The sequence below is a fragment of the Thalassoroseus pseudoceratinae genome (assembly GCF_011634775.1).
GTDB lineage: Bacteria > Planctomycetota > Planctomycetia > Planctomycetales > Planctomycetaceae > Thalassoroseus > Thalassoroseus pseudoceratinae.
In genome coordinates, this window is sequence record NZ_JAALXT010000001.1 from 265,657 (window position 1) to 284,104 (window position 18,448).

Annotated in this window: 13 protein-coding genes; 8 read left to right on the forward strand and 5 right to left on the reverse strand. The window is 55.3% G+C overall.

All coding sequences use genetic code 11. The features are described 5' to 3' along the window. The first annotated feature begins 215 nt into the window (after window positions 1-215). On the forward strand, window positions 216-3,086 hold the full coding sequence (locus tag G6R38_RS00945) for a GAF domain-containing protein (protein ID WP_166819818.1): 2,871 nt from the start codon (window positions 216-218) through the stop codon (window positions 3,084-3,086). Window positions 3,087-3,198: 112 nt separating this feature from the next. Here G6R38_RS00945 and G6R38_RS00950 read toward each other — a convergent pair whose 3' ends face one another. Continuing rightward, the gene (locus G6R38_RS00950; RefSeq protein ID WP_166819819.1) at window positions 3,199-5,418 is read right to left on the reverse strand and encodes a TolC family protein; all 2,220 of its coding nucleotides are present in this window, start codon (window positions 5,416-5,418) and stop codon (window positions 3,199-3,201) included. 272 nt (window positions 5,419-5,690) lie between these two features. On the opposite strand from G6R38_RS00950, the gene G6R38_RS00955 reads away from it, so the two are divergent. Then, window positions 5,691-6,893 (forward strand): NosD domain-containing protein, encoded by a 1,203-nt coding sequence (locus G6R38_RS00955; RefSeq protein WP_166819820.1) that lies wholly within the window; start codon window positions 5,691-5,693, stop codon window positions 6,891-6,893. A 33-nt stretch (window positions 6,894-6,926) separates the two neighbouring features. Here G6R38_RS00955 and G6R38_RS00960 read toward each other — a convergent pair whose 3' ends face one another. Next, window positions 6,927-7,178, reverse strand: a complete 252-nt coding sequence (locus tag G6R38_RS00960) for a hypothetical protein (RefSeq protein ID WP_166819821.1) — start codon at window positions 7,176-7,178, stop codon at window positions 6,927-6,929. 217 nt (window positions 7,179-7,395) lie between these two features. After that, window positions 7,396-7,701: a tetratricopeptide repeat protein gene (locus tag G6R38_RS00965; RefSeq protein ID WP_166819822.1), complete on the reverse strand. Its 306-nt coding sequence runs from the start codon at window positions 7,699-7,701 to the stop codon at window positions 7,396-7,398. A 349-nt stretch (window positions 7,702-8,050) separates the two neighbouring features. On the opposite strand from G6R38_RS00965, the gene G6R38_RS00970 reads away from it, so the two are divergent. From G6R38_RS00970 to G6R38_RS00995, 6 genes are all read left to right on the forward strand, one after another. After that, window positions 8,051-9,421 (forward strand): trypsin-like peptidase domain-containing protein, encoded by a 1,371-nt coding sequence (locus G6R38_RS00970; RefSeq protein WP_166819823.1) that lies wholly within the window; start codon window positions 8,051-8,053, stop codon window positions 9,419-9,421. A 305-nt stretch (window positions 9,422-9,726) separates the two neighbouring features. Continuing rightward, the gene (locus tag G6R38_RS00975) at window positions 9,727-10,185 is read left to right on the forward strand and encodes a hypothetical protein (RefSeq protein ID WP_166819824.1); all 459 of its coding nucleotides are present in this window, start codon (window positions 9,727-9,729) and stop codon (window positions 10,183-10,185) included. An 86-nt stretch (window positions 10,186-10,271) separates the two neighbouring features. Then, entirely contained in the window at window positions 10,272-11,171 is a 900-nt protein-coding gene (gene thiL, locus G6R38_RS00980) for a thiamine-phosphate kinase (RefSeq protein ID WP_166819825.1), read from the forward strand. A gap of 152 nt (window positions 11,172-11,323) precedes the next feature. Continuing rightward, the gene (locus G6R38_RS00985) at window positions 11,324-11,833 is read left to right on the forward strand and encodes an Hsp20/alpha crystallin family protein (RefSeq protein ID WP_166819826.1); all 510 of its coding nucleotides are present in this window, start codon (window positions 11,324-11,326) and stop codon (window positions 11,831-11,833) included. 289 nt (window positions 11,834-12,122) lie between these two features. Continuing rightward, window positions 12,123-13,439 carry a HEAT repeat domain-containing protein gene (locus G6R38_RS00990; RefSeq protein ID WP_166819827.1) on the forward strand — a complete coding sequence of 439 codons (1,317 nt, stop codon included), beginning with the start codon at window positions 12,123-12,125 and terminating at the stop codon, window positions 13,437-13,439. 160 nt (window positions 13,440-13,599) lie between these two features. After that, entirely contained in the window at window positions 13,600-16,332 is a 2,733-nt protein-coding gene (locus G6R38_RS00995; RefSeq protein ID WP_166819828.1) for a hypothetical protein, read from the forward strand. Between the two features lie 647 nt (window positions 16,333-16,979). Here the strand turns inward: G6R38_RS00995 and G6R38_RS01000 are convergent. Then, complete coding sequence (locus tag G6R38_RS01000; protein WP_166819829.1) at window positions 16,980-17,747, reverse strand: YqjF family protein; 768 nt, start codon at window positions 17,745-17,747, stop codon at window positions 16,980-16,982. Next, complete coding sequence (locus G6R38_RS01005) at window positions 17,740-18,414, reverse strand: SGNH/GDSL hydrolase family protein (RefSeq protein ID WP_166819830.1); 675 nt, start codon at window positions 18,412-18,414, stop codon at window positions 17,740-17,742. The genes G6R38_RS01000 and G6R38_RS01005 overlap by 8 nt, the downstream gene beginning before the upstream one ends. Window positions 18,415-18,448: the final 34 nt, after the last annotated feature.

Here is an 18,448-nt window from a genome sequence, read left to right on the forward strand (position 1 = left end):
AACAAAAGAGTTTGAGTTTCTTTTGAAATTATAGAACTTTCGCGACAAAATCGAAAGAGGCAAACGGTGTCAATTTTGCACCGTTCCGATCATCGACGTCTCTATTTTCGTCTTTGATCCGGTACTGGGTGTGTCAATTCACGATCAATCGCGCCGAAACCTCCGATTCCATAGGAATCCTTCAACGCATCGCGTGTATGGGGAGTCTTCCGAGAGTGTCACTTCCGAATGAGCCAGCCTATGTGACCTATTCCCGTGGAGGTCGACAGAATCGTGTCGATCTTGGCGAGACGCGAACTGTGTTCGGACGTGGACGTGATTGTCACGTTGTTTTACCACTCAAGGGTGTTTCCCGCGTCCACTTCGAGATCCTGCGTGTCGAGTCCGATTGGTTTGTCCATGACCTGGAGAGTACCAACCACACGTTCGTCAACAAACGGCAAGTCAGTCAAGTTCGACTCGAAGACGGTGATCAACTCACGCTTGGCCCACCCGGTTTGGTTCCGGTGACATTGGTGTTTCACGCTCCGTCGTCCCGGGTCGAGGATCCTGAGGACGCGGAGCCGGTCCCGGAAGATTTTTGGGACCAGAGCGAACCGTTGATGCAGGTCGACAAGGAATCGCCCAGCGCGAATGCTCCTGACGAAGTCGAATTCAAAGCGGAAGCCGACCCATCGTCGGCTCCGAGCGTCAACGCCATGATCAATATGGCGGATTACGAGAAGCGAATTACGCCGACCAATCAAGATTCACCGAATCTGGAAGCTGGTAAGTCGAGCGTGCTCAATGCCTTGAGCACAAGTTCTCGGGACTTCAAAGTTCCCCAGTCGCATTCGGGCTTGGTGGACTCCGCCGTGATTATTGGTTTGTTCACTCGCATGGGGCATGCGTTGCTGAAAAGCGAAACGCTGGACGAGATGTTGGACCAAGTCCTGCGATTGGGCTTCGAGGAACTGCCGGCCGAGCGTGGCTCGGTTTGGCTTGTCGATACGGGCGAGGGAACCGTCTCGAATCGAGCCACGTTCCATAAAAACCCGGATCGCTCCGAACGCATCGTGGTCAGTCGCACGATCGTCAACAAGGCGGTACGTGCGAAGCAGTCGCTGCTGGTGAGCAATGCGGTCGAGGAATTCGCGGGGGTTCACAGTATTGACCAAGCGAATATCCGGTCCGCGATTTGTGCCCCCTTGTACTTGGAAGGGCGGGTACTCGGTTTCATTTATGTCGACTCTGTGAGCAATTGGATTGCGTTCTCAGAGCAGCACCTCGAAATTCTGACAGCCTTGGCAATTTTCGCGGCGGTCGGCGTCGAAAAATGGCAGATGCAGGAGAAGGCCGACGAAGAGCGAAGGCAGCGACAAGAAGTCCGTCTGCGTGTCGAAGCGTTGCTCGACGTGGCGGCGACGATGTCGTCTCACTTGGATACCCGCCGCCTGATGGCCACGATCATGAGTCGCGCTCGTGAGCTACTGGGTGCGGAGCGGGCCAGCGTGTTTCTGGTCGATCGTGGCAAGAACGAATTGTATTCCACGTTCATCGAAGGAGCGGAAGCGGAAGTGCGGTTTCCCATCGGTGTTGGAATCGCCGGTCATGTGGCCAGCACCGGTCTGCCGGTCAACATTCCCGATGCCCACGCCGACGAGCGATTCAACCCGGCCGTCGATCGGGCGACCGGCTATCGGACGCGAAGTGTGCTCTGCATGCCTCTCGTGAGCAAAAGCGGCGAGGTTGTCGGCGTCACACAGTTGGTCAACAAGAGTGCCGGCGGTTTTACTGATGAAGACGAAGAACTCTTCCGGGCGTTCTGTGGGCAAGCGGCCATCGCCATGGAAAACGCCGCTTTGTTCGATGAAGCTCTCGAGATGCGGAATTATCTTGAGGGCATTATGCAGAGTATCAGCCAAATCGTGCTGACGCTCAACGAAAAAGGACAACTCGTCAGCAACAACCGCCCATTTGAACGACTACTCGGTGGGCAGTTGGCAGAGATGCAAACGAAGTCGTTCACGGAATGGTGGCCGGGCAATCGAAACGCTGATTTGGTGGAGCACATCCAGCGTGTCTACGATGATCCGACCCCGATTTACGCAGCCGATGTCGACTTGAACGGCAGCGGTCATCCGGTTTCGTTCAACTACAATATCGTTCCGCTACGTGATCCGAAGGGCAATCACGATGGTGTGGTCATCGTGCTAGAGGACATTACCGAACGAAAACGAGCCATGACGACTTTGGGACGCTACATGTCCCCCGTGTTGGCTCAGAAAGTTCTCGACGAAGGTGGCGATCGCCTCGGTGGAGTCCGGCAAGATGTGACCGTCTTATTTTCCGATATTCGCGGCTACACGTCGCTGACCGAGTCGTTGGATGCCGGTCGGATCGTCGAAATCCTGAATGCATACTTCTCATTGATGGTCGACGGGGTGTTCGCGGAAGGTGGGGTGCTCGATAAGTATATCGGCGACGCCTTGATGGCCGTCTTCGGAGTGCCGTTCGTGCGAGACGATGATGCCGTTCGCGCATGCCGATCCGCCCTGCGAATGCAACGGGCACTCAAAGAGTTCAATCAATGGCTCTCTAAATCGGAGTTGCCGCCGGTCGGTATTGGCATCGGCATCAGCACGGGCACCGTCATCACGGGCAACATCGGATCGGAACGCCGATTGGAATATACTTGCATCGGCGACAGCGTGAATGTGGCATCGCGGTTGGAAGGTGCCACCAAAACTTACGGTACAACGATCATCATCAGTGAATTCACCCGTGCCGAAGTCGCCGACGAATTTCTCATCCGTGAATTGGACTTAATCCGGGTCGTTGGTAAACAACAACCGTTGCGAATTTATGAACTCATCGGTGATTTGCAGCACGACATCGACCCCCGAATTCTCCGTGCGATCCCGCACTATCGGTCTGGTTTAGACGCCTACCGTCGAGGCCATTGGGAATCTGCGGGCCGGGCGTTTCAATCCGTCTTGGATTTGATTGACGACCCGCCGTCCAGACTCTTTCAGAAACGCTGCCGAGCGATGATGGAAAACCCGGTCGAAGACTGGGACGGCGTGTGGGACATGACGCAAAAGTAGGTGGCCAATTGTGGCGAGTGTGAATCGATCAAGCCTGGCACAACCGTGTCGGTCGTGCCAGGCTTGATGTTGATCCCCATCCCCGACAAGACGTCAGGGCATCACACCGTGACTACTCGGTCCCTAATCGTGCCGTGCCAGGCTTCGCAAAGAGACTTTCGTGCTGCTCGCCTTCGGTCGACGGAACTGGCAACGTCCAGTTGATCAGTTCTTCCTCCCTGTCATCTGACTCCGGTTCGGGAGCGGGGGCGAGTGGTGCCGGGTTGTCCAATTGGAAATCTTCCTTCGGAATCGGACCGACTTCTGGTGGAAGTGGTGCGAGGAGTTCGTCCAACGTCGGCTGCATGGCTTCCGTCGGTGTGAACGGCATCATCTCTTGAGTTTCGCCGGTCGCGAACGGTTCCGGAGTTGAATGCAGTAGCGGATCGGCTTCGAATGCATGAGTTCTTGCCCACGCCTGTCGCAATGCCATCGTATAGGCCTGCGGGTCCCAACCACCTTCGGCCAACTGCACGTTGTTTTGCATCAACAACGTACCTTTACGGTAGTGCATTTCCGCAATCGCTTGGTTGTATTCGATCAAGCTTCGGAAGTACGCCACTTCCGACTGAGCCACGGCGGTCTGGGCACGCAACAGCAAGTCGACAGTCGTTTCCTGACGTCCCGCGTCGTAACTCGCACGGGTCGCCGCCAAACGCTTCCGAGACGCTTCTCGACGATTGAAGTTGGTTCTCGCGGTTCTGTAAGCACGATCCAACCGCCGGAATGCCTCAGCCAATTCGTGACTGACTTCCAACTCCTGTGCCGCCAATGCCGCACGAGCTTTCGCGACTTGCAGTTCTTGATTGCGAACCTGCGTTTTCGCCAGTCGCAATCCGATCGGAACGAAGAATTCGAATCCCAGCGTCCAACCGGTTTGGTCGCCTTGCGTGAGAGTTTCGTAGGCCGAGTTCAAACCCTGCATGGTGTCGCCAGAGTCGTCGTCCATGCTGCCAAAGAGTTGGTCGCCGAACATATTGACTTGGTAACTCGACACGAAATCGAAACGCGGTCGAGCCACACTTCGGGCCGCTTGCAGACTGAGTTCAAAACTCTTGAGCTGCCACTTCTGACGACGAAGCTCCACACGGTTCGTGAGGGCCTCGGCGAGCGAGATATCCCAGTTTGGAACAATTTCCGCCGTTGTGGGCGTGTCGATCGGACGTAGAATTGTGCCGTCACCCGGTGGCAGATTCAGCAATCGACGCAATCGGGCTTCGGTGCTGTAGAGTTCCGCGAGTGCCGACTCCGCCCGAGCACGCGCGTCGAAATACGTTTCCTGTGCTTGTGCTTCGTCGGTGATCGAACGGCGTCCGGCTTCCAAATCTGCCCGCAGTGTTCGCCACGTTCCCAAGGCTGCATCTCGGGAAACGACTTCGGCGTCCCAAGTTCGGTAGGCCAACGCGAGATTCCAGTAGGAGTCTTCGACGTCTTTCAAAAGATTTCGCACGGCCAATTGGAAGTCTGCGATGGAAATGCTGGTGTTGATCCGCGAAATCACGACCCCTTGGTTCACCCCAACAACGCCACGAATCGCTTGCGAGATCGGACCGGCAATCCGCGTGTACTCCATACCGTGTCCGGCCAGCAGCGGCTGACGGTATTCCGTCGAAACCTGCCCCGTGAACACCGACGGAAACAACCGCGAGGGCACATTGTTCCCCGAGTAGCTCACGTCATGCTGGACCGCAAGAATCCCGCCGTTGGCCAACGTTTTCTGAATTCGAGTCTGAAACTGGGCGCCTTCTTCCGCGAGTGTCTGCCCCGGACGCAAACCGCCCGATGTGAACAGATTGTTCTGTACCTGTTCGTTTCGACTCCAAGTCAAACTGCTCGTCAATTGAGCGTCGAAATCAGCCAACGCCGCCTCAACGCCGCGGTTTCCGAACAGAACACCGGTCTCGCTCAGCGCCGGATCGTACACACTCGGCGCACTGACTGTGTTTCGCAGAAGCGTATTATTGGGTGAGAAGAACGAGCCTTGATCCCGAATAATTTCACTCGAAGCCAATGCCGTATGGATTGCTTCACTCAAGGTGATATCGCGAACTTCCCGTCGTTCCGGATTCGTGATGCGTAACGGAGCTTCCGAACCGGCAAGCGGGTCGTCTTCGAACGTCTCAACGTGTGTTGGAAAATCGACTTCCGTCGCGACCTCACGGTAGTACTCCAGCTCGCTATCGCGGAGGGCGAGGTATCGCTCAGGAATTCCCTTCATTTGGGCACAACCAACGGCAAAACACGTTAGTAACAAAAGTGCCCGAGAAGGTCGGCCCAGCCGACGATCCATCATAGTTTGTCTCCAGCGAGGCGAAGGATCGGCCATCCGCATGGCGTGTCAGTTCCAATAGTCAACGGTCGGCGCAATCCGCCGATACAATCGGTATCGGTTGACTAATCGGACCATCTGCATCGGAATTCCTAATTTTTGAGATTCGGCGCGCGGAAAGTCCTTAAGTGTCGCTGGTTAGACGGTTTGACATTCATGAATCAATCGAGTCTGATGTGTTCTTACGTCAAATTTTCGAACCACCCGCCGAATCTCCAAGAAGGATTCCCCATTCGATGAGGAAGAACACTTACACGCTGATCCCGTGTCTTTTGGTCATTTCCGTGCTGACCGGCACGATGCTCTGGCCAGACTCCACGAAACCGATCGTTCTATCTGGTGCACGGACGGTCATCGACGCCGCCGATTACAAGACTCTTCAAGCTGCCCTCGATGCCGTTCCGGAAGAAGGCGGTCTTGTTCGTCTTCCACCAGGGCGATTCGAGCTTTCCGAACCGCTGCGAATCGAACGAAGTGACATTCACATCAAAGGTGCCGGAACGTCCACTCAGCTTGTGAACACCAACCAAGATGGTCAGCCCACGATTCTGGTCGCTCATCCCACGCGGAAGGAAGTCGCGAAAAAAGACCGGCTATGGCGAGTGCAAATCAGCGATCTCCGTGTTGTCGGACAAGAAAAGAGTGGGCATGGCATTTTGGCGGAGTTCGTGAACGAGATTTATCTCGAAGGCGTGACCGTGAGTGAGCACGGCGGCGATGGCATTCGGCTCGACTTCTGCTATGAAGACCCACGCGTGTGTGACTGTTTGATCACGTACAACAAGAAAGTCGGCCTCAATTTGATCGGCTGCCACGACATTGTCGTTTCCGCCAACCACTTCGAAGAAAACCAAGATGCCGTGCGATGCGCAGATGGCTACAACCTCTGCATGAACGGAAACAACCTGGACGACCATCTCCGCCACGGTGTTGTTGTGGAAAATACCTATGGTTCCGTGGTTTCCGGAAACATGATTGAGGAATGCAACGGCACGGGCATTATCCTGGATCGCGACTGTTACGGAGACACCCTGAGCGCGAATGTGATCGCTCACAACGGTTCCGGAATCGATCTGAAAGACGGCCACGGGTGTGCTGTCAGTGCGAACACCTTCACGATCAACAAGGATTTTGGTCTGCGGATCAGCCCGAATAGCGGGCGAATCACCGTCACCGGCAACAGTTTTTCTAACAGTTACATTGGCGACGACAAAGTTCGCCGAGCCGAGAATGATCTGGCGGCCGGCGGCTTGATTCTCGAAAAGACCCGCGAGATTACCATCACGGGCAACGGTTTCTCTTCCGTCCGACCGAAAGCAATTGCTGTCACGGAGCCAACGGAAAACATCTTGGTTGACGGCAACGTGTTCACGGATGTGGAAGCGGAACTCAACAAACTTTCGCCGAACGCAACCGGCAACAATCTCGTCTCCGAATGATCCCGAACGGCCAATTTGCTTGTTCACACGCTTTCAGAGACCGCGAAAAACCTTCGCGTTCCCGGTTTCAGCATCGATCGAAATAGCAATAAGTTGACCGCCGTCATCAACCGTCATACCGGACGGCGGCGGCTTCAGATACGTGACAATCCAACTGGCCGGTGAGGAATACCGACCAGTCCGTTCTTCGCGAAAGTCGCAGCCTGCGAACATGTGCTTCGTGGTTCCCCGCACTTTTTTGAGTCGATCGTTTGCAATCTGAATCGCCATTGCTTCGTCGATCATGTTTGCTCTCCTAAAAGTGCGAGAAACTCGTGCGCGGGTGCCACTGGCTTTGCCAGTGAAAGCATTTGAACGTTGAACCTTTATCGCACTGGCGAAGCTAGTGGCCCCCTTTTTCGAGTTCAGTGTGCCAAGGCTCATAGAGTCGGGCGGATCGACGTGAACTTGCTGGAAACACGGCTCACAGAGCTGTGGCACATTGCGGTCGATAGGCAAACATTTACAGCAGCGCCAGAAACTCACGCATTTCTCCCGCGGCGTGGGCGTCGTTGACACGGTCGGCGACTTTGATGCCGTCATTGATCACCGCCCGCGCCTCGTCAACCTTCTTGAGTTCGGCGAGCGTCTGCGCTTTCTGAAAATACGACGGCACGTGTTCGGCATCGCGTTCGAGCACGTCATCGAAAACTTGGATGGCTTGCTCGTGATCGCCGGCGCTACGATGCGCCATCGCCAATGCATATCGCAGGAAGACGTCGTCCGGATCGGACTCCAACATCGCTTCCAATTGTTGCGGGCTGGGCATGGTCGAGTCCTTTTCGGTGAGAATACAGGAGGTTTGCAAGGTTTAGGATTAGTTTGCCGAACGCTCCGGTTCCGTATCAAAGGCAGGAACCGTTCGCTATCCGGTTAGGCAAGTTATGCGTCATCGGCCCCGGCGTTTCAAGGGTGCTTGGCGGTGCGGACGATGTCTCAATCTGCGGAGACCTGAAGGAGCGTTCTCCGGTCGGCCAAAGGAATGAGGCACTCACTGGACTGCAACTCAAACGGGCATTGCGTGTTCGGCTCGGGATTTCACAGTCGTATTGCGGCTTTGAAATCCGTCGCGCCCAACCGACACGCCCGGTTGACCAGCGTATCGACTGAACCGGCCTATGATTAGACGTATTCTGCCATACGGACTCTGTCTGGCGTTCCAAGTCGTGTGGCTGTCGCTCGCGTCGGCTTCGGAACTCCGCCAGACGCCCATTGTCCGGGCTGTCAAACGGGCGCAAGCGTCCGCGATCAATATCCATAGCGAAAAAACTGCCTCGGCGGACACACTTTTCGCCCCGCATAAAAGCCGAAAAGTCAACGGCATGGGGACGGGAATTGTGATCGACGAACGCGGCTACATCGCGACGAACCATCACGTCGTTAAAGGTGTCGACGTCTTGCGTTGCACGCTCAAAGACGGTGGAACTTATACCGCACGTGTTCTCACGTACGATGCCGCCAAAGACTTGGCGATCATCAAAATCGAGCCGAGTACTCCCTTGCCAATTATGCCATTGGGAACCTCGTCGGACTTGATGCTCGGTGAGACCGTGATCGCCGTCGGCAACGCCTATGGTTACGAACATACCGTGACCTGTGGGATTCTCAGTTCGTTGTCGCGAGATGTCGAAGTCAATGAGACTCAATCCTACGACAACCTGCTGCAAACCGATGCCAGCATCAACCCCGGCAACAGCGGCGGGCCGTTGCTCAATATGGATGGCGATCTCATCGGGATCAACGTCGCGATTCGAGCCGGTGCCCAGCGGATTGGTTTTGCAATTCCCATCGATGATGCTCGGGAAACCATCGCTCAGTTGCTCAGCATTGAGCAGATCGACGGCACTTGGCACGGACTATTGGGGAATAGCTACAAAAAGGCTGAGGAACGTCGTTTTGAAGTTGTCACGACGATGGTTGATAGCCCGGCTCGCAAAGCTGGCTTGAAAGCCGGTGATGTCGTGTTGCGTGTTGGCGATACACCGATTGTGGATGCCGTCGACTTTGAACGAGCTTGGATTGGCGTCCGCCCTGGCAACCAGAAAAAGGTTGTGATCCGACGAAACGGCGACGAGAAAACTCTCTCGATGGCCATTGAGAGCCGAGCCGGGAGTGGCACGAAGCCCGCTTACGGAATGCTCGCATCGGCAAATACCGATACCGAAATTGAAAGCAGCACCTGGAAAACGCTGGGCTTGCAATTGGCAAAGACCAACTTGATCCAACTCGGTTCGCTTTCCTCCCGATATCGGGGTGGCATGAAAGTCACGGATGTCCGATCCGGCAGCCCGGCCGATCGGAATGGCATTCGCAAAGGTGATGTCCTGGTCGGACTCCATATCTGGGAAACCGTGAACGCCGAGAACGTGGCCTATGTGCTCGAGCATCCGAAATTGAATAACTTCAACCCGTTGAAGTTCTACATTCTTCGCGGAAGCGAAACCCTGTTCGGTCACTTGGCCATCCCGACGGAAATCGGCCAAAAATAGGCCTGGAACGACATCTGTTTGGCTGATACGAGTACCATTGAGTGACAACACCCAGGCTGGTGATATTCACCTGCCTGGGTGTTTTTGCTTACCGATCGCAATTCCGTCGAAGTTGGTCATCAACCGACCAACTCGGTGTATTCCCTCGCACAACGAAAACAACCAGATAAGCGAACACGTATCCTAAATCCCTGAGGAAGAACGACTTATTCGAATCTTGTAAATTTTGCTCTCCGACGGTCTGTGAATTGCAACTTCCCCGAATGACCAATGACGGGTCGATTCCAGAATTGAAGGAGACTATCATGAAACTGCACCACATCACGACATTCAGCCTGGCCGCTGCATTGTTGTCGGCAAGTGCCGGTATGGCACGAGCAGACGACGACTATGAGGATTACCTCGAAGATCGACGTGAGGCTCAAGAGGAATATCGTGAGCGTATCCAAGAGCGACGCGAAGAATATCGTGAGCGACTTGAGGACCGCTACGAAGATCGGGAAGATTTTCGGCGAGACTACGTGCGTCCCTACGGATCTTACTTTCCCCGCCCAAACCGCAGATATGGTTATAGTCAGCCGTACTCCCGGTATTTCGACGCGCCACGGAATCGGGGCTATGGTTACTATCCGCGTCCGTATTCCCGTTCTTACAATCGAGGATTCGACTCGGGATATCGACGGTATGGAACCGGTTATCGCGGGTATCGTGATGGCGGTTGGAGCCTGAGTCTGCCAGGATTCCGAATTGACTTCGATGATTGATTTTTGACGACGAAAAGTCTGTGATACAGACGCCGCCGTTCTCCGGTGGCGTCTTTTTTTTGTGACAAAGCCAAGTGACTGTTGTGATGAACGAGTTTGACTGGATCAACGCATTCCGAGCCCGCATGCCAGCTCATCCGCGTGTGCCATTGGGGATCGGTGACGACGCCGCCATCGTCTCTTCCGCCTCAGGTGACCGCTTGGCGATGGCTGTCGATACGCTCATCGAGGGCGTGCATTTTGTTTTCGATGAAAATCCCGACTATCCCCCCGCAACGCCGGAACTTGCCGGTCGCAAGGCACTGGCAGTGAACCTGAGCGATCTCGCAGCGATGGCGGCTCATCCACTTGCGGCAGTGGTGGGTGTCGTTTTCGATCGTCGGCGGGGTGCCGATTTCGCCAGCCGAGTGATGAACGGTGTCCGTGAACTTGCCGAAGAATTTGATATGGCCATTGTCGGTGGTGACACGAATACCTGGAACGGGCCGCTGATGATTAGTGTCACCGTCTTGGGGGAATCGGCCACGCCCATGATCACCCGGAACGGTTCACAAGTTGGCGACTTAATCGGTGTCACCGGCCCATTGGGTGGAAGTCGGTTTGGTCACCATCTGAAATTCACGCCACGAATTCGCGAATCTCACCAACTACGGACAGCACTCGATATTCACGCCATGATCGACGTGAGCGACGGACTGTCCTCCGATTTACGACACCTACTTGATGCCGCCAATGTGGGAGCGAGAGTCGAGGCGGAGGCCATTCCGCTCAAACCCGAGTGTGATCACTGGCAGAACGCCTTCGAAGACGGGGAAGACTTCGAACTGCTTTTCACCGTAGCGGCGTCGGACGGTCCACGTCTTCCGACTTGCAAGGTTCCAATTCATGTTATTGGGACCATCGAGGAACCGTCAGTTCAGGAGTTGATTGTCGCGGGAGTTGCCCAACCATTCCCCGACGGTGGATGGAACCATCGGTTCGACTAGCCTGTGAACTGATTAGTACGGATGAAAAATTTTGACCGTTTTGTGGGTCTGCTGATTCCAAGGTCCTGTTCTTGTGCCGAAGTATGGTAGAATGCGTTTCCCGGTCGACAGCCGGAAAGAACGACTTTGAAAATTCAACTACGAGGCATCTCATGGTGACGGAAGACCCCCAAGCCGACGGCCCTCTGGGGAGTTCGGTCGAAAAATTGCGATCTGAAATGGACAAGTGGATTGAAGTGGTGCGAAGCTCCGGTTCCCGGGCGTGGGAAACACTGAAACCGCGAAACGTCGATCATCGGTTTATCGCTAGTGCGGACTTGGTCGAGACAACCGAAGACGTGCGTGTGTTTCTGGATATTCCCGGCGTCGATCCGCGAACGCTGGAAGTCAATTTGACGGGCAACATGCTCTCAGTCAAAGGCATCAAGTCACCTTCCCCAAGTGGTGAAGGTCAGGTGACACACCTCGATGAGCGGGCGGTCGGAAGTTTCTCCCGCGCACTGCCTCTGCCCGCACCCGTAGACCCGGAACAGGTTTCCGCCGAGGTCAACGATGGTGTGCTGACGATTGTCTTGATGAAATCCGAACGGGCCAAACCACACCAGATTCAAGTTCAAGTCGGCAACCAAGGCAGTTCGGTTTCCCTCGGTTCCGGTAACTAAAAAAGGCTTGTTTTCGGTGTCGCAAATGGCGGGGTGTCTTCACAGGCCGCAATGAATTGCCGCACGTGACACGGAATCGAATTCGGTCACATTGGCCTCGAACCTGACGCGACCGGCTCGAGTGTCGTGTTGCCGAAAATCAACCAACAATTTGAAACCTTGCAGTCGTTCAAACCGATTGCAAGGTTTCTTTTTGCTTTGACTAATCCAGATTCTAGATGCGTTCCGGGGGGCACGTTCTTTAGACTGAACAGCATTCACGATAAAACCGGAGTCTTGGGAGTTTCTCATGCGATTGTCGATAGGAACGTGTTCTGGGTTGGGGGCGGTGGCCGTTGTGCTTTGCGGTACCGTCATGGCTCAGGACAACGCAACCCAGAATCAAGCCCCTCCGCCCGAGCCAGATAAAGTCGCTGTGGCACGGGAGCTGGTCGACGCCTTGGCTCACCGCGATCCCAATGTCCGTCAAGCGGCTGCGGCTGCGATTCAAGGACTCGATGGAGAATCGTTGCGGGCGGCAGTGGGAGGTCTTGTCGCTGTCATCGAACGAGGTGAACTGCCATACGCCGTCGTTGCTGGGTCGGCGTTGATCGAACTTGACCTGTCCTCATCTCCACGCAGACCGGTCGAAGATGCGTTGATCGACTCACTCTACCGCTTAATGCAGGACCGAAGTTTGCAGCCGCAACGTTGGGCGATCGCTGCTCAACTCGTGCGAAACTTCGCTCCCGAAACCGCTGCCGATCACCCGGAACTTTGGGCAGAGACTCTCGCGAATCCCGACCGATTCCGTGCCTACGAAGTGATTTCGCTGATCGAATTGGTCGCGAGTCGAAATGCCGCAGCGGTTCGTCAAGCTGCGATCGATCGCATCAATGCCCGTCCCAAATCGGATCGAACCAAGACGGACACCGAGCTGCGTGCAACTTTGAAATCGGCCAATCAACGGCGACAATCCCTGGTGGATGTCCGCGCGATGTTGGAACCCGCGTTGTTCGACATCCTTCATCGACGCTCAATTGATTTCACTGAGATCGAGCTCGATGCCAGTGTCGTTCCCGTGGGATTGGTCGGATACATCCGCCGACTTCCCGCCGAGAATCGATTGCTGGTTCTGCGAACATTGTCCGACCTGGAAGCGGATCCGACATTGCTGACAAGCCCGCTGTTGCAATCGATGCACACCGCAAACCAGTATGTAGCACTCGAGGCTGCAACCCTGATCGGCGACTTGCCGGGACATGACAACTCGGTTCAATCAGCGAAGCAGCAAGCCGTTGAGACGCTTGCCAACTTGGCTGTGCTACCTGGCGGAAAAGTTCGTGGGGCCGCTGCGGGTGAAATTGGCGGAGTCGGCCAGGCAGCAATTGCCGTCGTTCCTCGGTTAACCGCCATGTTGAGCGATTCCGATCCCGATGTCAGGACCGGTGCGGCTCGTTCGCTGGGTGACCTCGGACCAGCAGCAGAGGTTGCGATTCCGGCGTTGCAAGCGGCTATCCGAATCGAGGAACTCGTCAGCAAAGAAAACACGATCACGATGCAGGAAGCATTGAAGTCGATCAAACCAGACGACGAAACCACCGATGCCGCGAATTCAGAGGAATAACCGCCAGGCCGATTCCAGAGGAAGACGAAACCTTGGGCTGACGCGGATGTTGTGATCCGTATTCAGTAGCGTTATCTTCGTGGGTGGTGATTGCCAACTCCCTCCCCAGTGAACGCCGCTGGATACTCGAACGTCCCGTCCCCTAAGGTTTATCGTCGTCATGTTCGAACGAAGATTGATCTTCCAAGAAGGTGACGCTTCGCTGTGGATTCTCGTCACAATTGTCATCGCCGCCGTCGGGGTGATCGGTCTGGCCACCAACGCCACGAAAAAACAACGCCGGTGGCTTCCACTCATCTTGTTCAGCGGATTGACGATTTTCGCCGTCGGTAAGTTGGCATGGTCATCGCTCGGAGCATGGGCCGTCGGATCGATTTTGGCGGTGCTGGCCGCTGTCGGTTTGATCTTCGTTCTACTCCAGTATGAACGACGTCTTGTCCGCCCCTCCGTCGGAAATACGTTACTGCTGCTTCGGCTGGCGATATTGTTTGTCTTCGCCGTGACATTGCTCAAACCGTCGCTGGTCTGGGAGCGAATCGAGTCTCATGACGGCCGCATTCTGGTGGCAATTGATCTGTCCGACAGCATGGACACCCTCGATTCCCACGCCACTTCCGCCGAAAAACTCCGCTGGGCACGCGGCCTGGGGATGATCGGCAACTCACAAATCGATCAACGTCTCGACGAATACCTCGAAGCATTCGAGAAGGGACAAGAACCCGAGTGGGTGGGTCCCGATGAGGTCGAGACGATCGAAGAGCGTCGTGAACTGACGCAGGTGCGGCGGGAAAACCTGAACGCGGTTTTTGAGAGTGTCGATCGACTCAGTCGCAAAGCCGTGGTGCAACGACTGCTTTTTGAAGACGAAACACCACTCTGGTCCGCCATTGGCGAGGCCGGTGAAAGGGAACTCATCGTCTTCGCGGGACAATCGGAGATGCTCGCCGCTCTCGACGACGAGCAAACGGCCGACTTCATTGAGCAAACATCACTCGAACCACCCGATAAGATTCAGGCCGAGACTACAGACCTTTCGCAGGGACTACGTTCGCTCAATGGCGATTCCGAGAAACCTCTGATTGGCGTGGTGTTGCTGACCGATGGTCGTGATCAGTCGGATGGCAACGCGGTCGAATTGGCTGCCCGTTTGGGAAATGTGTCTTCACCGGTGTTCCCCGTGATGATTGGATCGGAGCGGCGACCTCGCGATTTGGCCATCGCCCATATCGACTATCCGCAGACCTCCTACCCGAACGACACACGGGTTGTGAAGGCGTTACTCAGCACGTCCGGGTTTGAAGGGCAGTCCATTGTCGTCACCCTCGAACAAGACGGTCAAGAACCGCTTAAACAGACGATCATTCCCACATCCGACGAAGCAGACATTCAATTTGAAATCGACGAAGACGAAATCGGTCGGCACGAGCTAACTCTCAAGATCGAACCGCAAGAGACCGAAACACGGACAGACAACAACCTGCAAACGTTCGCCATGACGATTGTAGATGATCAAGTTCGAATTATTCTCTTGGATGGCGTCGCTCGCTGGGAGTTTCGTTACATTCACAACGCATACATTCGTGACGAAGCGGTCGGGCGGGACAACGTCGATGCCATCGTGTTCGATCAACCCTATCTGGGTGTGCTGCCAGACACTTGGTTCCCCCGGAAACTCAATCTCCCCCGTGATGCGAATGACCAAACTCAATCACCGTTTGCGGACGCGGATCTCGTGATCCTGGGAGATGTCGCACCGGCGAATCTGCCCCCGAATGCTTGGGAACTCTTGGACCGATTCGTGTCGGAAGACGCAGGCACGCTTGTGCTGACCGCGGGACAACGACACTTCCCGATGCAACATCGCTCACCAATCGTGGAGCGTCTGTTGCCGATCGAAAACCCGCAGCCTCATGTCGTCGCGGGAGCAAACTCCTTCGGAAGTCCGCACGAAAGAGGTTTCCATCTGCGTCTGACTCCCGAAGCGGAACGCGAGGCGATGTTCCAACTCAGCACGGATGGTGCAGCGGCCAACCAGTCGGTTTGGAAGAACTTACCCGGACACACTTGGGGCATCTTCGGCGAAGCCAAACCTCAGGCGATGGTCTACGCAGTCGCGGACGTCAACCCGGCCAACCGGCCTGTCGGTCACACGCTAACCGAAGAACGAAACAACGCCATGATCGTCCAACAGTACGTCGGAGCCGGTCAGGTTTTGTGGTTGGGTATCGACAGCACATGGCGATGGCGAAGCCGAGTCGGAGATGCTTACCACCACCGATTTTGGGGACAACTGGCTCGCTGGGCGGCAATGAACAAAGCGGTCGCGGGGAATGATTTTGTTCGTTTTGGCATGCTGCGGACCGATTTGAATGCCGGCGAAGACGCCGTGTTTCAAGCTCGGTGGCGGGCGAATTTTCTGCGTCAGAACCCAGACGTCACCGCAACAGCAGTGATCGAACAAAAAGACGCACGGGGCCGTTGGTCCTCGATGACCGAGGTGGACTTGTCACCGATCACCGATGGCTCGTTGATGCACGAAGGACAAGCTGCCAACCTGCCCGCCGGTGAGTACCGAGTCAATCTCCGTGTCGCCGGTGCGGCTGTTGATCCTGGCAACCTGGAAACGAAGTTTTACGTCACGGAACGCCCGACCGCCGAACTTACCAACGTTAGTGCCAACCGCAAATTGCTGCAACAGATTGCTGACGTCAGTGGTGGGGAACTATTCACCCCCGACACTGTCAGCCGCCTGCCCGAACGGTTGACTCCACCCGACATACGATCGTCGAGGCGTGAAGAGTTCGAGCTGTGGGATCACTGGCCCGTTCTGATCCTCTTCTTCGTATTGCTCACCGGCGAGTGGCTCGTCCGTAAATTGAACGGGCTGCCCTAAGGACGATCGATCCTCGGCAAACGGCTCCGGCTCAAGAATCAGATCGTCGATCGGTAACTCGGCGCGAAGATCCTGATCGCGAGCGTTATCGTCCGACTCAAGGCCATCTGTTTCCGACTCCGAGGGGATTGGCACGTCGGACGATTCGGTTGGTGCGGGAGCATTCTCGACTGCGTCTTCCGCTGAGCTCTCTGTTTCGTCAAGATATTCCGACGACACCGGTTCTTCGAAGGTGTCGGACACGATTGGGCCAGCACTCGTCATCCAGGTGTTGTTGGCCCCGGCAGGCATGGCAGGCGTATCAGCGATTCCCGCACCGTGCCGCCACCGGGCATGTCGAACACGATCGGCAGCCAACGGACGAGCATCGATCGTTCCCACAAATAACGCCGGACGACGCAGCAGGTTGCAGTCGAACCAAGTCCAAGTCACATGCTGATCCGCGACGATCCCCAATCCGTGCATTCCCGGACCAGCCGTCACCTGTGCGCACCCCGACACGGCGGCGAAGCCGAACAGGAGTAATCCGAATAATTGCCAGGACCGCACGTGACTCATGCAGTTTTCATCGGCCAATCATGAATTCCGTGATGAAGATTTCAGCATTCTCTTTATCGAAGACCGCCGAACAGTTGCGATGAACATCTTCACCGACCGCGACTTGAGTATTTCTGTGCTCGCAACGGAAAAATCTCGACATCCACACCCGACGAAAAGCAAGCGTGTGCAATCTCCTTGCAAGGCGGCAAACCGGCGGCGACGCTCAAGTTCTCCTCGCATTGCATGACTGTCGCAGGCTGAATTTCGTAGGGCGTATGATGGACCTGCCCGCGGTAAATCTCTCCACTGCGATGTACCGCGAAAAGGAGATAGCGTTCGACGAGAAAGTGTTCCAGCGTGCCAATTTCTGCGGGCTTCGGTTGGTCCGGCGAAAGCTCCGCCGAAATCGTATACGAAGCATCGGACGGTTCCGGCCACAACCGCTGCCCCGAGTAACGAATGCCGCCGCTCGTTTGCTGCAGGCTCATTTGGGCCCGGAAATATGGCAACGCCCACCGTGATCGGGCAATGCGAACAGCCAAAGAGTTGGCGGCGTCCAGACTGAAAAACCACACGCCCGGCTCACCATTGAGCAACACGTAGGTTCGCACGTTCGTTTCCAAGAAGTTCGAAACGAACGGAACCGACGGACCCCACCAGGGTCGGACACCCCGCATCGCAAACGGAACCAAACCCAACCACGCTTTCCCGTCGAACAAGTCAAGCTCCAAGCCAGCGGGAATCAGCGGTCGCAATGTCTCGGAAGAGACGGTCCAGTGAACGAACAATAAATCGCGCCATTTTTGGTAGCCAATGACGCGTTCAACTGGACGTTGTCCCGGTAATCCTCGGTCGATTTTGACGGTGTTATTCATCGACTAACACGGGTTCGACAAGGGAATTCCAAAGCGTGTACCCCTTTTTGTTGAGATGCAAACCGTCATCGCGGAACAACTCGGGACGTGGCTTGCCGTCTTTGCCGATCATTGGGTTCCACACATCGATGTATTCCAAGTTCTCATTCGCCTCGCATTGCTGTTCGATAAGGGCGTTGGCTTCTTTCATGGTCTCCGCCAGTTTCCATCGGCTCAACGAAGGCTTGATCGCGATGTAAGCAATCGGCACGTTTGGCAACTCTTGACGAACCTTCTTCACAAACTGACGGAAATCCCGAGCCACCGTCTCCGGCGTCTTATTGTGAGCAATGTCGTTGTCCCCAGCGTACATGACCACCTGCCGGGGTTGATGTTTGGTCACAATCCGATCGGCGTAGAACAAAGAGTCGGCCACTTCCGACCCACCAAAACCCCGGTTGATTACAGTGTGCTCTGGGAAGGAATTTTCCAGATCCCACAACCGAATGCTCGAACTGCCCACAAAGAGAATGGCCCCTTTTGGCGGGGATTGCTTTTTGTCGGCTTGTTCAAATTTCTGAATCGTGGATTCCCACCGCGTCGAGGGGTTCTTTTCGTCAGCGGCTGTCGAATTCAGGTTTGCAATCAGCAAACAACCGATCAAACTGAACGCAAATTTTAGACTCATCAACTGGCTCCTTGGAAGTTTTTTTCTCATTACA